This window comes from Paenibacillus lemnae (assembly GCF_012933385.1).
In the GTDB taxonomy this organism is placed as follows: domain Bacteria; phylum Bacillota; class Bacilli; order Paenibacillales; family Paenibacillaceae; genus Paenibacillus_AQ; species Paenibacillus_AQ lemnae.
In genome coordinates this window covers 129746-146053 of record NZ_JABBPN010000005.1, presented here as the reverse complement: position 1 = coordinate 146053, position 16308 = coordinate 129746, and the positions used below count along the sequence as shown (strand labels likewise).

14 protein-coding genes are annotated in these 16308 nt (G+C 45.4%); all 14 read right to left on the bottom strand.

Annotation, left to right across the window (positions count from 1 at the left end; translation table 11 throughout):
• Nucleotides 1–10: 10 nt before the first annotated feature.
• Nucleotides 11–1417 (bottom strand): sugar phosphate nucleotidyltransferase, encoded by a 1407-nt coding sequence (locus HII30_RS08020; RefSeq protein ID WP_169504489.1) that lies wholly within the window; start codon nt 1415–1417, stop codon nt 11–13.
• A gap of 1 nt (nt 1418) precedes the next feature.
• Nucleotides 1419–2558, bottom strand: a complete 1140-nt coding sequence (locus HII30_RS08015; protein WP_169504488.1) for a glycosyltransferase — start codon at nt 2556–2558, stop codon at nt 1419–1421.
• Nucleotides 2558–3754, bottom strand: a complete 1197-nt coding sequence (locus tag HII30_RS08010) for a glycosyltransferase family 4 protein (protein ID WP_169504487.1) — start codon at nt 3752–3754, stop codon at nt 2558–2560. Before HII30_RS08010 ends, HII30_RS08015 begins: the two co-directional genes overlap by 1 nt.
• Nucleotides 3751–4944: a glycosyltransferase family 4 protein gene (locus HII30_RS08005; RefSeq protein ID WP_246246188.1), complete on the bottom strand. Its 1194-nt coding sequence runs from the start codon at nt 4942–4944 to the stop codon at nt 3751–3753. Before HII30_RS08005 ends, HII30_RS08010 begins: the two co-directional genes overlap by 4 nt.
• 21 nt (nt 4945–4965) lie before the next feature.
• A complete protein-coding gene (locus HII30_RS08000) occupies nt 4966–6027 on the bottom strand; it encodes a glycosyltransferase family 4 protein (protein WP_211184482.1) in 1062 nt (353 codons plus the stop codon).
• Nucleotides 6028–6111: 84 nt separating this feature from the next.
• Entirely contained in the window at nt 6112–7470 is a 1359-nt protein-coding gene (locus HII30_RS07995; RefSeq protein WP_169504486.1) for a lipopolysaccharide biosynthesis protein, read from the bottom strand.
• A gap of 68 nt (nt 7471–7538) precedes the next feature.
• Nucleotides 7539–8675, bottom strand: a complete 1137-nt coding sequence (locus HII30_RS07990; RefSeq protein WP_169504485.1) for a glycosyltransferase family 4 protein — start codon at nt 8673–8675, stop codon at nt 7539–7541.
• An 89-nt stretch (nt 8676–8764) separates the two neighbouring features.
• Nucleotides 8765–10048, bottom strand: coding sequence for an O-antigen ligase family protein (locus tag HII30_RS07985; protein WP_169504484.1), 1284 nt, complete (start codon nt 10046–10048; stop codon nt 8765–8767).
• A gap of 463 nt (nt 10049–10511) precedes the next feature.
• A complete protein-coding gene (locus HII30_RS07980) occupies nt 10512–10709 on the bottom strand; it encodes a glycosyltransferase family 2 protein (protein ID WP_169504483.1) in 198 nt (65 codons plus the stop codon).
• A 19-nt stretch (nt 10710–10728) separates the two neighbouring features.
• On the bottom strand, nt 10729–11427 hold the full coding sequence (locus HII30_RS07975) for a sugar transferase (RefSeq protein WP_169504482.1): 699 nt from the start codon (nt 11425–11427) through the stop codon (nt 10729–10731).
• Nucleotides 11428–11447: 20 nt separating this feature from the next.
• Nucleotides 11448–12332: a UTP--glucose-1-phosphate uridylyltransferase GalU gene (gene galU / locus HII30_RS07970; protein WP_169504481.1), complete on the bottom strand. Its 885-nt coding sequence runs from the start codon at nt 12330–12332 to the stop codon at nt 11448–11450.
• 265 nt (nt 12333–12597) lie between these two features.
• Nucleotides 12598–13239: a CpsD/CapB family tyrosine-protein kinase gene (locus HII30_RS07965; protein ID WP_169504480.1), complete on the bottom strand. Its 642-nt coding sequence runs from the start codon at nt 13237–13239 to the stop codon at nt 12598–12600.
• Nucleotides 13220–13972 carry a YveK family protein gene (locus HII30_RS07960; protein ID WP_169504479.1) on the bottom strand — a complete coding sequence of 251 codons (753 nt, stop codon included), beginning with the start codon at nt 13970–13972 and terminating at the stop codon, nt 13220–13222. The genes HII30_RS07965 and HII30_RS07960 overlap by 20 nt, the downstream gene beginning before the upstream one ends.
• Before the next feature lie 290 nt (nt 13973–14262).
• Nucleotides 14263–16233, bottom strand: coding sequence for a glycosyl hydrolase family 28-related protein (locus tag HII30_RS07955; protein WP_211184481.1), 1971 nt, complete (start codon nt 16231–16233; stop codon nt 14263–14265).
• Nucleotides 16234–16308: the final 75 nt, after the last annotated feature.

The window sequence follows — 16308 nt, the reverse complement described above, 5'->3', positions numbered from 1 at the left end:
ATCCACTCCTTTAAGACCGTGTCTCAAGTGATTCTTTCTGCTCGTTTAAAACCATCATGTTGATTTCGTCCCAATCGTAAGCAAGCCGGACGATATCATCCTCAATCAGATCACTCCCGGTTTGCACCTCAATAATTTCAAGATCTGTCGCGGCGCGCAGACTGTGTTTAGCCTGGGCCGGAATGACGATAACATCCCCCGTCTCTAAAGACCGGATCTCTCCATCCAGGATCATCTCACCGCGTCCAGATACGACCGTCCATACCTCACTGCGCAGCAGATGATATTGGTAGCTCAGGTTCTTACCCTGCAGGATACAGATTCGCTTCGTCAGCACTTCAGATCCGCTGGGATATTTGATATAATCCAGCACACGGTAACGGCCCCAGCGCCGTTCTTCATACATCGGACGTTGATCCCCAAACTGAAGCACTTCCTTGATTCTCATACTGGCATTCTTGTCAGACACCAGAATCCCGTCAGGACTTGCAGCCACAATCAGATTTGGCGCACCAATCACCGTAATCGGAATGTCCAATTCATTGATAATATGCGTATTGAAGGAATCCTCAGTCAAAGTCCCCTTGCCCACCAGCGGAGTATGAATTTCTTCAGTCAGCACATCCCACGTCCCCAGGTCCTTCCAGACTCCCTGATACGGGATTGCAACGATGTGCTGCGCTTGCTCCACTACAGCATAATCAAAGCTGATTTTATCCATGCGGCCGTACTGTCTCAGCATTTCGTCATATTGGATCGGCAGGGAATGATCGATAAGATACTGAATGATATACCCGAGACGGAATGCAAACACCCCGCAGTTCCAAAGCGCAGACTGTTCCATCAGATGACGAGCCTGCTGCTCATCCGGCTTTTCAACAAAATGGCTGACATGATAATAAGAGGCCCCATTGCTGGCTGCCTCATGACCTGCCGGAACGATGTACCCAAATTTGGAAGAAGGGTGATCCGGCGTGACGCCGATTAATCCGAGGTCAGCTCCGCTTTCCTGCAGCAGGGCTTCCAAATCCTGAACTTTTTGAAAAAAATGATTCTCGACATACGGATCCACCGGAAGAACGGCTGCCACCTCGTCAAGGCTGACACCTTTGACCGAATACAGGTAGCATGCTGCTAATGCGATTGCCGGAAATGTATCTCTGCGTTCTGGCTCGACGATCATCTCCACTTCGTAACCGAGCTGGTTCTGAAGCAGCTCAACCTGAGATTTGCCTGTAGCCACCATGGCAGACTGCTGAAGATTCATCTGTCCCAGCTGGCTCCAAACCCGCTGTACCATCGACTCCCGTGTTCCGGATTCATTGTTCAATATTTTGAGAAACTGCTTGGATCTTGTTTCGTTGGACAGGGGCCACAAACGGTGCCCGCTGCCTCCGGACAGCAATACAATCTGCATATTACGAGCTCCTTTCTGCCTGGGTCATCCTGGCCTGTACCTGTTCTGTATCAACCATCCCTTGTATGCAGGACGTCAGCCGCTCGATAAACACCTGTTCACTGAATGCCTCGGCATGACGGCGAATGACGGCTTGGTCCCATGTATGGTCTTCAAATCGCTTGATCGCGGAAATTAATGAATGCACCGATTGTTCTTCGAAAAAGAGCCCCGTTTTACCGGCTGCCACCGTATCCAGTGCGCCGCCTTCCCGGTATGCGATGATCGGCCTGCCGCAGGCATTGACCTCCAGGGGGGTGATGCCGAAATCCTCAATCCCCGGAAAAATCAAGGCTTTGCAGTGCTGCATCCGGGTAACAACCTGCTCATCACTTTCCCGCCCAAGAAACGTGACGGTCTCTCCAGCCATGCTTTCCAGCCGTTGACGGTCCGGGCCGTCCCCTACGATCAGCAGACGCTGACCTGTCCGGGTACAGGCTTTGACCGCGAGATCAATCTTTTTATAAGAGACCAGCCGGGAGACAACCAGGAAATAATCTTCAGCCTCCCTGTCACTGATCTCAAACCGGTCGATATCCACTGGAGGAAAAATAACCGGCGCATGAACGCCATAGCAGTCGCGGATCCGGTCTTTAATGGTCGTTGAATTGGCAATCAGCCGGTCCACTGCCTTGGAGTTTCTCCGGTCCCAGGCCTGTAATGGATATGTGAGCCATTTGGCCGCCTTTTTTACCGCTTTGGGCACCTGCATCCCTTCCATGTATCCTTCAAAGTTCCAGGCAAACCGCATCGGAGTATGGCAGTAGCATGCATGCAGGCTGCCGCGGTCTTTACGCGCTCCCTTGGCATAAGCACTGCTGGAGCTCAGGATCAGATCATAGCCTTTTAGCTTCATAGACCGCACCGCAAAGGGATACAGCCAGAAGAACAGCTTGAACCGGCTGAGGATACCTGGAATGTTCTGCATCCAGGTAGTTCGGATGTCGGCATCCTGCAGTTCCGGCAGCAGCTTGCTATAGTCGGCAATGGTTGTATAGATCGGGGCATCGGGAAACATTTTGTGAAATACCGCGACGACCCGTTCTGCCCCGCCCATCTGGTTCAGGTAGTCATGGACGATGGCAACCTTCAGCTCAGACATTACATCATCTCCTTTGCCTGGCGGTGTTCGTACGCTCGGGTGCCGGGTCTGTTCAGCAGCTGCTGATAGATGAATTCCACCTTCTCGGCCGTTTGCTGAATCGAGAAGCGGTCCGCAGCTCTTTGCTGTCCGTTATGGCTCAGACTGCGCCACAACCTGTCATCATCCAGTACCTGCCTGATCCGGTCCGTAAGCTCCTGAATATGACCCGTTTCGTACATCCATCCGCTGCGGCCCTGCTCGATAATTTCAGGCACGCCCCCGCCCCGGGAAGCAATGACCGGCGTTCCCTGTGACATGGCTTCAATAATGACCCGGCCGAACGGTTCGTCCTCTGAACATAATAAAAGGAGATCTGCTCCGCAGCAGATCTCCAGTACGTCTTCCCTATAGCCGGTAAACTTCACATGATTGTGAAGCTGTAAATCTTTGACTCGCTCGTGCAAATGCGCCAGGTAACGCTCGTTCTCCGGTCTGAATTTGGCTTCGCCTACAATCCACAGCACACAATTCCGACCCTCCCGAACCAGCGTGGAAAAAGCTTCGATCGCATCCTCCTGCCTCTTCCATGGCGCAATCTGTCCAATAATGGCCAGCACCTGTGCATCCTGCGAAGTTTCAAGTTCTGCTCGGACCTTCTCCCTGTTCTCTCTTCGTTCCGCCGGATCCGCCTGCTTGAGTTCAACTCCGTTATGCACAAGGTGGCATTTGTCTACGAGTGACTCGTGTTCCATGGCGTAAAGAACCGAGTCCGAGATGCCAATCACGGCCTGCGCGCTGCGGGCAGCGAAACGCCGGATCAACTGCCCCATGAACCCTCGGGGCGGCATGTCACGCACATGCCAGATGACCGGCAGACCATGAAACCAGCGGAATAAACCGGCCATGATTCCTGCACGAATGGAGTTGGCGTGCACAAGATCAGCTTCGCTTCGCTTCAGCTGTCTTGCGAGCTTCCAGCCTGCCAACAGCATGCCCATCGCATATCCTATCAGCATGAACGGATTTCGGGTCATTCTTGCACGGAAGCTGGACAAGGCGGTGACTTCAATGCCCTGACTGCGTGCTTTTTGCAGCAGAGGCCCCTCGGGAGCAAAGAGTATCGGATGTGCTTTTTTCAAATGTTTGGCTGTCAGTAAAAGACTGATCTCCGCACCACTCATGTCACTGGTATGATTATAAAAAGCGATTTTCATGATCGGAAACCCTTTCTTTTATCGATTTCTTCTGAGAATACATCGGTGACCGCCTCTGCTACCCTGCTCCACGTGTAACGGCCAAGCACATATTCGCGGCACGCTTCACGGGAAGGAAGCAATGACGGATGTTCCAAGACATCTATAATTTTCCGGCTGATCGACTCGGAAGTACCATCCTGAAACAGCAAATCACCCGAAATCTGGTGAAGAATTTCCCGAGTTCCTCCGTAGGGTGTTCCTAATACCGGTGTTCCGCAGGCCAAAGATTCCACCGTGATTAATCCAAAACCCTCCAGTGTCTGTGTCGGTACCAGGCTGATATCTGCAGCCTGATAGTACCGCACCAATTCCTCATTGCTGATCCGTCCGAGCAGTTTGACATGAGCAGTCAAATTCAACTGCACGATTTGTGCTTCCAGCTCTGATCGCAGCGGCCCGTCACCCCCGATAAACAATAGCGTGTCCGGGTGCTGCTTCACGATATCCACCATCGCCTGGATCAGGCGGTCAATGCCCATCCGGCGAACCAGCCTCCGGATGCAGAACAATACATTCTGACCTGGGGCAAGCCCCATTTCGGATCTTAATCCGTCCCGGTCGTGATGAGGCTGGAACAGATGATGATCCACGGCACCAGGGATGATATGGATCTTTTGCTGGTCAACCCCGTAGGTATCCGTGAGTACACTGCGGAAATATTCACTGAGTACGATAAAGCTGTCGGAACGTCGGTAGGTCAGCTGTTCTACCTGTTTTTTGAGCCAGAAACGGGCTTCATTCATGAGGCTGGCAGTACTCTTCTCCTCGACCCTGGATTCCATAGCCCATGGTCCATGAAAATGCGTAACGATCGGAACATGAAGAGGGATTTGTCGTCGGGTCACCATCGTGGTATAAAAGGCAAAATGCGGATTGAACACATCCGGCTGAAAGCTTTGCACGGCACGCACAGCATGATGCCGTACCCGCTTCATGCGGTTTAGAAAATGATTGACCTGTATATCATCCGTTGCATTATTAATGTTCCGATCCTGTGGGAGCTGTGCCCCATTTGGAGCGACCACAACACCCATTCCCTTATGACCATAGTCTTTCAAGGCCTGGGTATAATCTGCAAAATACCGGTTCAATCCACCATGCTGAATATCAATCCAGCCCATACCGGTCGACAGTACATTCATCCCCATCTCTCTCTTCTCTCCTATGCTTTAACTGATCAGCAGTTTTTGATAAATCTCCAACGTGTCTTTCGCCACTCTCTCAACAGTGTAGTATTCAAGACCCTGCGATGCCTTTTGACGGTAAGCGTTCATTACATCGGGATCTTTAAGCAAGTTCAGAATCGCCTTAGCTAGCTCAGTTGGAGATTGCGGCGGTACCAACATTCCCGATTCACCAAAATCAAGGGCTTCGGGGATACCGTCTACCTCAGTTGCGACTATTGCGCATCCTGCTTCTCTTGCCTCGATGAGGACCAAACCAAAAGGCTCCTTATGTGAAGCTAACACAAAAATGTCCGCAGCTTTCATGAAAGTTTGGGGGGCAGTCTGAAAGCCAAGGAAATGAATTCGATCGCGATATAGCGACCTGCTTGCCTGGGTTTCAAACCTCGCCTTATCAGGTCCTTCACCAATCAGATACAGATGTGTTTCCTCATATTCTTTGGCAAAGATATCAAAGGCCTCAATGAGCTCGGTAATTCCTTTTCTCTCATACATTCCGGCAACTGTTATGATTGAGATCCCTTCCAAATCAACTTCTGGTGAATTTCTTTTACGTGAGCTTCCCACTGTACCGTTAAGTATGACATGAAGTTTATTCTCGTGGATTCCACGGCTCTGCATCGATTCTGCGACAGCTTTACTAACCGCAATCACCGAATCTCCGACTTTCATGACATTCGCGCTTTTTTGAAATTCGTTGTGCACGTGCGTAACGATCTTGTATTTATGAAAGCCCTTGAATAATCGGGACAGGAGAGCTCCTGTCATCATGTGTGCATGAATGATGTCCGGTTTAAATTCTTTGATGATTTTCCGGAAATGAAAAAAAGCCCGGAGTATTTGCACCGGCCTACGTGTCTGATTAAGCTTATAATGGACTACATCGTTCCGCTCCAGCAGCTCAGTATAAGTCCCACCTGAAGAGGCAACTGCTACCTTGTGACCGAGCTTTGCCTGCTCACAGGCCAAGTCTATCATCACATTGACGATGCCGTTCCCGCACTCTTTTACGTGATTCGCGATATGCAGGATTTGAATGTGGATCACCTCGTTTCTGTCGTTGTATCATTTTTTATTTCATTGAAATTACAATGTAAATCTAATAACAAGCGCTTTACTTATTCCGAAGCGTTAAGCACTGTTTCTTTTTACATAACTTTTATTAAATGTCTTCTTTAATAATCCAGCTAAAGCCTCAAAGGTTTCTTTAACATCTTCTAGCCGCGGAAGCATAGAACCAAACGAAGTTATTGATATAACCTTTTTATACTCCCTAAAAAAGACCAACAACCTAACTATACTGGATAAAGTCGTTACGATTGCTGCACCAATAAGGCCTAGTTGTTCAAGAAAAATATAAAGTAATACCCCAGTAACAATTAATACAATTACCTCTGTTTTAGTGTTAATAAATGTTTTTCCTATACCGTTTAAGGCATTTCGATAGGTATTGGATATGCTATTTAGCAAAAGGCTAGGCAACATAATTAATGCGGGCATAATTGCAGCCAAGAACTCAGCTCCGTAAACAAAAGGTATTGCGAATGGAAGTATAATACCTAGCATGCATGAACAGACTCCTATCACTAATATCGAATTTCTTATTATCTTCATAGCTCGCAAATGAATAACGTTTCTGTTTTCTGCGGTTAGCATGGGCTGTAAAGTAATTCCTACCGTTGTAGTTATCGCATTGAGAGGAGTTATTGAACTTTGTGCTGTTGCGTAAATTCCTAGCATAGATGGATGCAGAAATACAGATAGAATTATTTGTGTGGAATTTACTGAAGCTAACCCAGCTACATTTCCTCCATGAGATTTAGAGCTATATTTAAACGCGCTAAGCATCAGTTTCCAATCAACTTGCTTGCTAAACAGACCCTTCTGTTTTATTTTCCATAAATTCAATAAAAATAGAGAAGACAACATTACAAAAGATACATAAAGTGCATTAGTAATGGTGAAATTGTCTGTGAAAAATAACAACGTCATTATGAGAGTAGTCAGACCCGGTAGAGACACGCGTAACATATTGGAATACTTGAACTCTTCATCCCCTGCCAAAGCGGCCATCAAAACATCTGAAAAAGCGGAATATATAATACCAAAAAAATAAATACGTCCCGCTAATATAATATCCTCACTATAATCTGACATCACCAATGGAACAACTATAAGCTGAGCAACTAGTACAGCCAGGCAGCAAAAGAATACACTATACACTAGAAGTGTGGTGAATATTATTTTTTTAGAATTTTCATACGATCTCCAGTAGTATAGAACTGTCTGATAAACACCAAAGCTTAGTGCCCAATACAGTAAATTCGCCCACATTGTGATAGAAATATATTGCCCTCTGCCTTCTGGTCCGAGACCTCGCGCCAGCAAGACACCAGATATTAATGTTACAATCAAAATAATGATCTGACTTCCAAAGGTTTGTAGTAAATTACTAAACCTTTTATCTTTCATCAACAGCTTGGTTTGCATAATTCATCTCCGAGTCTTTATAATTGACGAAAATATTAATGCAAGTTACTTCGCATTTCCCCCACTATTTAGATTTGTTGCAATTCAAACTCTTTGTTAATATATTCTAAATATTTTTTAGCCATGGCAGTCCATTGATTTTGAAGCGCCACAGACCTCGCTTCAATTGACATCTGGTTCATTTTCTCTGGATTATTAATTAAACTTCTTATTAGTGTACTTAATTGATCAGTATTGTCTGGATTACTTAATATAAAAGCTGAGTTTTCTGTCATTAATTCAATTACTCCACAGCGATCGCTCGTAATCACTGGTAGGCCCGCTGCCATAGCTTCAAGAATTACCAAAGAAAACGACTCATATCTTGATGGAAAAATAAAAATATCAGCTAATGACATAATGTTAGAGATATCACTTCTATAACCTAAAAAGTGCACTCTGTTATTAATTCCTAACTTTTTGGCCATACTGGGATAATGGCTCTTTTCGGCATTGCCCAGAACCAACAATTCTAAATCTTTTATTTTTGTCAATGCAGTGAGTACAGTTTCAAAATTTTTTATACCCGAGTTTAAATCACCAGCAAACAGGCCGTATATTGTACCATCTTTTAAGTTATACTTCCTTCTATCTAATATTTTGGGTGCAAATTCATCCGTATCTACTCCATTGTGGATAACTGTGATCGATGAACTATTCACTTTTGCATGGAAATGAAGTTCACGTTTAACTTGATCAGATACAGCGATCACGTGACGGGTTTTCTTAAATGCGATCTTTTCAAGAAATCCATTCACACGATTGTAGAAATAGTGATAACTTGTTTTTATGTTTTTCTTAGTTCTAAACGGATGATATTCAGAGTTTGCCCATGCGCTATGAACCAAATGAACACAATTGAAGTCTGATTTAGCATAAGTAATAAACCCATTCACTACAATTAAATCTGCCTTAATTATTCGTAACCAAAATAGTACATATGAGGCAACTGCGAAGAATTGGTTTTTTAATAAGTTTGTAGGTATGAATTTTGCTTCAATTTTAAACCAGGTAATGCTGGGACAGTTTCTCAAATCATTGGATAACTCTGTTGAAACCACTATAACCTTATTGCCTTGTTGTATGGCTTCCTTAATAATCTCATAATTCACTCTGCCTTGACCATCGCCTTTCTTAACTTTATGCGTTACAAAACAGATTTTCATATTCTCACCTTTCTTGCTTCATAGTCGATTTAGAAGCTAATGTCACGTAAGCAAAGCTATCTTAACGCCATATGTTCGTCATTTTAAAGCTAACTTCTTTCAGAGTTCCTTGAATAGGAAAGAGAGATTAACAGTAACAAGATGTATCCACTTAACCCTGCCATCACGTTACTACTTAACATCAAGAAGAAGAGGGCACTGATGGCTGCAAATGATAAAGGAGTATATCTTTTTTCCACTCTACTCCTCTTGAGAAGGAAAACAAAAAGAAGCAACAGTATAATAATTACTGCAACTCCCAAGGGAAGACCATATAAATATAACAAATTTAAATAACCATTATCGAAAACAGCAAGTGTATTAGTGTTTTGAGTTAACTTAACACCGATTCCCGAACTTCCTATACCATTTCCTATAGGATTCTTCATTACGTCTGAAATAATATATTTAGCAAAATCAAGTCGCTCATTAAATGAGTGATCATCCTCAAGTGATTCGAATGTGTTGAAGCGTGAAGTTATCTCGTCAGAACCAGGCAGCAGAGGAAGCAGTATAAAATAAAATAGCACTAGAATAGCTGCCACAGTAAATAATTTAAGTTTGCCCACTAATTGGGAACGAGAAAAATATGCAATAAACATAACTAAACAACAAATCCACCCTACTCTTACCAATGTGAGCATTAGAGCAAAAGCAACTGTCATAACCCCTATCAATCCAAACGCTCTCCACTTTTTTTGCACGATCATAACTGCTAATGCTATTCCTAAGAACATACCCGCTGGTCCAGGAGAATTTAAAAAGGAAAACACTCGGAATTGTTGTGCTTCTGGTTGACCTACTGACCTCATTCCAGAATTCATGATCCAAAAACCATCCCACGGGGGCAGAACTAAATATTGATATATACCGTAAAATCCTACAACAACAGCAAGACAAGTAAAGCTCCTCATCCATTTATCTCTTATCTCGTCTTTGAATGGAGTTACACCAACATAGACTAATACTAAAAAAGGGATAGCCAAATTAAGCAGTTCAAATACTGTAGACAAACCATATTTCATAAATCCGAGAATGCAACCATACGTTAATGCAGCAATCATAACTCTTAGGATAATTTTTATTTTATGATCCAAGAATTTATAGTTATTCAGTACTGGAATTAAAAGTATTAAAGATACACAGTGAGGACTTATCATGATTAATGAGAAATCACTAAATGATAAGAATGACCAATCAATTATTCTTCTCACTTCAGGGCTGATGGTCCAGATAACAAGTGTGTAAGGAATCAAAGAACCCGGACTTCTAGATAGCACTAAAAATCCTAATAAGGTACTGACAAGCAGGTATACCATTTCTAACAATTTCATATGATAGGATTGAAGCGAGCTAGCATATCCAATTATGATACCAATTAATATGACACCTACTAACTGGATCAATAGAATACTGATTGCAACTCGTTTTCGATTTATTAATCCAAGAACCCTCTCCATGTTTTCTAACCACCCCATCTGCCTTATGAGCCAGGCTACCATCTTAATAGCAGCAACCTTTTAACGAGGATGCATCCTTATAGCCTGAACAATTCTGGGAGAAGACTTACTTCCTATTGCCAATACCCAGAACATATAAATAAATCGGTTTAGACCAATTAAATGCTTCAGCATGGCATAGGTTTCGTTATGTGCCATGTTAAAAAACGCTGTCTCATTGAAGCCGTTCCTCTAATCCTCATAAAATCGTTCAGAGGGAAAATGATCGACACATATTTGTGGATCATAAATTAGCTTCCACCCTCTCTTCTTTACGGCTTGGTTGATATCCAGTTCATTATAAACATGTGCGCCGGTGCTTTTTAATATCCTGATCGAGCTCCTCTAAATACTTTCTCGTACCGAGGTCCGTATCCCTCACCACAACAATAATCTCATCCGGCTGCCTGCGCTGCTTGCGAAGGCCTTCCAGGCAGTTTGCAAGCACCTCAACACGCTGATAGGTAGGAATGATTACACTAATCGTCATCTTCATTTCATTTACAACTCCAATATCAATAAGCTGAGTTCGGAAGGATCATGACCTTCACGGTTCTGAGCATCACCTTTACATCCAGCCATAAGCTTCTTCGATCAATATAGGCCAGATCCAGATCCAGCATCTCCTCAAAGCTCAGATTATTGCGTCCGCTGACCTGCCACAATCCTGTACAGCCCGGCATTACCTGAAGGCGCTGCTTATCATAGGCGCTGTACTGCTCCACTTCTCTGGGCAGTGCCGGTCTTGGGCCAACCAGCGACATATCTCCCCGGATGACGTTCCACAGCTGCGGCAGCTCGTCGATACTGGTCTTGCGAATGATTTTCCCGATTTTAGTAATCCGGGGATCTTCTTTCATCTTGAACATGGCGCCGCGGACTTCGTTTTGAGCCAGCAGCTCCTCCAGCTGCTCTTCCGCATTGGACACCATAGAGCGGAACTTATACATTCGGAACGGTTTCTCATCTTTACCAACACGGGTCTGGTAAAAAAAAATGGACCCTTTCGGGTCCTCCAGCTTAATCAGCAGCGATACCATAATGAACAGCGGTGACAAAAAGATCAGCCCCACAAGCGCAAGCATAACATCCATCAGACGTTTGGCCACCAGATAAGGTGTTCTGCTGCTTCGTCTTTCCAGGACATAGCCTTTATACGCCGGGCTTCCTTCGAGAACAATCTCTGCTTCATTCCGTTGCGGATTGGGGTACATCTGTAATCACCTCATCAGCTTTATATTTTGGCGGAATGCTCTCGCTCAAGTATCGACTCCATGCCTTGCAGCAGCGGTTTGCGAAGTTCTTCATTCTGAAGAGCAAAGTCCAGTGTGGTCATGATAAATCCCAGCTTCTCACCTACATCGTGACGCGTTCCTTCAAAATCATAGGCATATACGCCCTGGCTTTCATTCAGCTTTTGAATCGCATCGGTCAGCTGTATTTCTCCGCCGGCGCCTTCTTCCTGGTGCTCCAAAAATCCGAAGATTTCGGGAGTTAATATGTATCTTCCCATGATCGCCAGCTGGGATGGTGCCTGGCCTGCCGGCGGCTTTTCAACAAAATAATCCACCTCATACAAACGATTTTTTTTCTTCAATGGAGCAATGATTCCGTAACGGTCGGTCTGGTTCTCAGCGACGGTCTGAACTCCAATAATGGAGCGCTGAAGCTTCTCAAATTGTGCAGCCAGCTGGCGTATGCAGGGAACCGGTGATTTCACAATATCATCCCCGAGCAGCACGGCAAACGGCTCATTACCGATGAAATTTCGGGCACACCATACCGCATGTCCAAGTCCCTTGGCTTCTTTCTGGCGTATGTAATGGATATCCACGTTGGAAGAGCGTTTCACCTCGTCAAGCAGGTCAAATTTGCCTTTGCTGAACAAGTTATGCTCCAGCTCAAAAGCATGATCGAAATGGTCTTCGATGGATCGCTTGCCCTTACCGGTCACAATGATAATATCCTCGATGCCCGAAGCTACCGCTTCTTCCACGATGTACTGAATAGTGGGCTTATCCACAATCGGAAGCATCTCTTTCGGCATGGCTTTTGTGGCCGGCAAGAAACGTGTCCCGAGTCCCGCTGCAGGAATAATCGCTTTGGTTACTTTCCTCATCTTAATTCACACTCCTACTTTATTTTTTTATCATGTTTAGGAATACCAAGACCCCTTACTGGTGCAGCAGAAGGACTTAGCTATGCACTCTTCCCCCCGAAAAAAACATAGCTAAACCTTCTAAAACAGGGCATTGAACCCAACCTCACATTACACCCTCGACAATCATGTCTAAGGTCTCTTGAAAGACCCACAGCGTAACCGAGTGCCTACAGTGATAAAGGTGCAGTAGACATTACCTGTCATTTTTCACAAAGAGTATGGGTTAGACTACCCGGTTAAGTACAACACCCAGCATCTTGGCTTGAACATGATCCAGTTGTTCCCTGGCTTTCTTCAGGTGTTCCTTTCGAACCTTGCCCGATGCAGCCACCATAATGACACCATCACATAATGAACTGACAATAACTGCATCCGAAACCGACAATACTGACGGTGTGTCGACTAGGATCACGTCATACTGCTCTTTCAGCAGCTCCATCAGTTCTTCCATTGCAGCAGAATCGATGAGCTCCGAAGGATTTGCAGGAACCGGTCCCGAAGGCAGCAGATACAGATGGTCAAAATCCGTACTCTGTATGGCATCCTGTACACTCGTATATCCTTCCAGGAGTGTGCTCAGTCCCTGGTGGTTCATCTGCGAAAAAATACGGTGCAGCGAAGGCTTCCTCAAATCCGCGTCGATGAGAAGCACCTTCTTCCCTTCCTGCGCATAAGCAATGGCGAGATTGCTGATTGTGGTTGTCTTCCCCTCACCCGCCTGGGATGAGGTAACCATCACAGTTTTGGACTCCTGATCTTTAAAAGAAAACTGGATCTTCGTCCGCAGCAGCCGATAGGCTTCTGCAATGGAAGACTTGGGATTGAGAGAGACGATAAGACTGCTGTCACTGATTGACCGTCGCATATTTGCCTTCACCCGCTTTCTCTTTTTGTGCGGCTTTGGATCTTGCCGTCTTCTTTAAGTCTGATTTCGTGATTTTATCCACCGCGATCAGAATGGGGCCTTCCATAATCTCAATGATTTGGGATTCTGTCTTGAGCGTGTCGTCGAGGTAATCCAGCAGGAATACGAAGCCGATTGCTAACATCAGCGATACGACAAAGCTGATCAGGATGTTCATAACCGGGTTAATATTGATCGGAGCCGGGGAGAGAGAAAGATCGGCTTCACTTAATATAGTGATGTTATCTACATTCATAATGTCGGGGATCTGGGCTTTGAATACCGTCGAGACCGCATTGACCACGGCAGCGGCTTTCGGATAAGAAGTATCCTCGTAGACCAGATTCATGACCTGGGAGTTGTTGGCTGAGGTCACCGAGATTTTTGCCGATAATAGAGAGGCGCTTTCTCCTAATTCAGGGTACTGCTCAACGACTTTGTTCATCACAGCGGAAGACTTGATAATCTCTTTATACGAATTGATTAGAAAAATACTGGTTTGGATGGTACTCGCATTCAGTGCTGCGGCTCCATCACCCGAGGATTGGTTTACGATCAGTTTGGCATTGGCTGCATAAACAGGTGTCGTAAAATAAAAACTTTTGACGCCTGCTACCGCCATCGCAGCAGCAACGATGATGGTTAAGAGCCACCATTTCTTTCGCATCACTTCAAAATACTGTTTTAGTTCCATAGGTCTGCAACCCTCCGCAATTTCTGATTCATATTACTCTTGCAACTGGAGTCCTATAAAAAACCCCAGCCCTATTTCTTTGTGTAAGTCTTTCGATACAATACGTATAATATATCCCATAATTTAAGATACATTTCGTATCATGTCAAGGTCCATTTTCGTATTTATCCAACTAAATGGCACATTTTGTATCATGAAAGGGTATTCATTTTTGTGATAGCGTTTACGATTTTCTCCGACAAAAAAGAGAACAGCTTCCTGAAATGAATCAGAAAAGCTGTTCTCTTGCTTCAGGGCAGAGGCGTGATCTGCAGGTTTCCGTCCCGAATCGATAATTGATACCGGATATTGCTCACAGGATCTGTTAATATCAAACCGGTTCCAAGACCTCCAATTTCTAAGGAATCGGTCATATAGCTGTGGGGATATGGAGAATACGAACCGATATGATCCCAGGTCACCATCACCCCTGCAATATAGGTTTCTCCTGATTTCGGTATAAATCCGATGCTGAATTCATATAATAGTCCGCTTTGGCTTGCCAGCTCTCTTCCTCTCATGTGCTTCCATCCGAACGTCTTCCAGCTTGCTGCATCGTTGAAGATATACTCCGCGTCCTGTGCAGTAACACGCCCGATGGACTTATAGAGAGAGCCGCTTTCAAACTCCGTTTCAAGGATAAAGTACTGCATGGCCAGGTTTCGGCCAGCATCCCCCCGATAGGGCAGTACAGGTGTATGAAATGGAATGCGGATACTTGGTGAGCGTACTCCATCAGGTGTTACTTTGAGAATAACTGGACTCGGACCGATCACCTGCTTCATCTCGTTCGTGATGGGAACCGGCACCTGCTCCGCAGTTACCAGACTTACCATCCCACCGTTCGAAACGATCCAGTTGGTTAATATCTCCGGATTCCGCAGCAGATTGGGTGCCGAAACCGGCATGAGTGTCCGATGCTCTCGCTCCTGCATTCTCGTCTGCAGATCTGCTGTTTTATATAATGGCGTCACTTTTCTTCGAATAACCGTATCCGCCACGTTCAGCCCGGTCAAATCGGACTCCTTCTCACCCGTTAACGTATCAATATAGGCCGTACCGACAGACCCAGGTGCTGTCGATTTACGGAGCATGCCCAGATCATCATGAAAGGTGACCGGTGATCTAATGGTGCCAAACCAGGCCGCGAACTTCTGCTTCTCAACCAGCGGCTTCAATGCTGTCGGAAGCGGATATTCCCAGCTGGATGCGTTTCCTATATGTTCCGCAACAGACCACGAAAATCCGAACCCAAACAACTTCAGTTCTGTGCTGACAGATTTATTGAGCAGCTTGATGGCCGCTTCACCACACTGTTCGAATTGGGTCGTTATATAAATTCCGCTCAATCCGCCCACAACGGCAGCCTGGTTATAATCCTCTAGACCACCGTCAATACATTGATAGATCGCATAGGGCGAGAAACCGAGATGGACACGATTCAAATGGGCTGGAAAACCTCCTCGATGACCTGCATGCAAAATCGTTCCCAGCAAAATGCCGCAGAAAGCTCCCGATATACCGCCGCCTTGATATAGATAATCACCTGAGTTAATCCGGCAGTACACGCCGATCATTCCGCTCCAGGTACAGTCGTATGATGAGATGTGTCCTTTCGTACTATTAAGCAGCTGCCCTACCTTAACCCTGGACGTCTGTATATTTCTGAAAACAGGTTTTGCTGACCCCGCCACTTCAATCGCAGCAGTCCCAGGGACAAACATCTCATACAAGCTTTGATCCAATAAACTCTTATCTACCCAGGATGCCAGATCTTTCGAGTTGTACCCCACCGTTCCGCTAATCGTAAAGTCTTCAAAAACCGCTTTCACACCCGCATTTTGAATCCTTATACAAGGCAGCAAATCCCGCTCTTTGTCCAGCGGATCCCAGATGAGCCGAGTCCCCATTTGTCCTCCATCCACATAGGGCGCTGCTCCGGTTATGCCCCGGCTGTTGTTCTCAATCGTCTGCCTAATCCGGTAGTCACCGGCGGGAATATACATTTTATATTTTTTATCACAAGCAATCATGGCTGCATGAAAAGCGGCCGTATCGTCCGTCTTACCATCACCGACGGCTCCAAACCACTTCACATTGATGCCGCGGCTTTTCATCTCCTCATCCAGTTTATCGAAATTAGAGCCGAGCTCTTCTGGCAGTACAATATCCCCAGATGACCATGTATTCAGCTTGAGGTAGTTCGTTTGATGATTGGCCATGTTCATCTCCCCTTTGCTACATAGTAATAAGGTTCCATCCATTATGATTGAGGAACCTGCCTATACATCACCCAA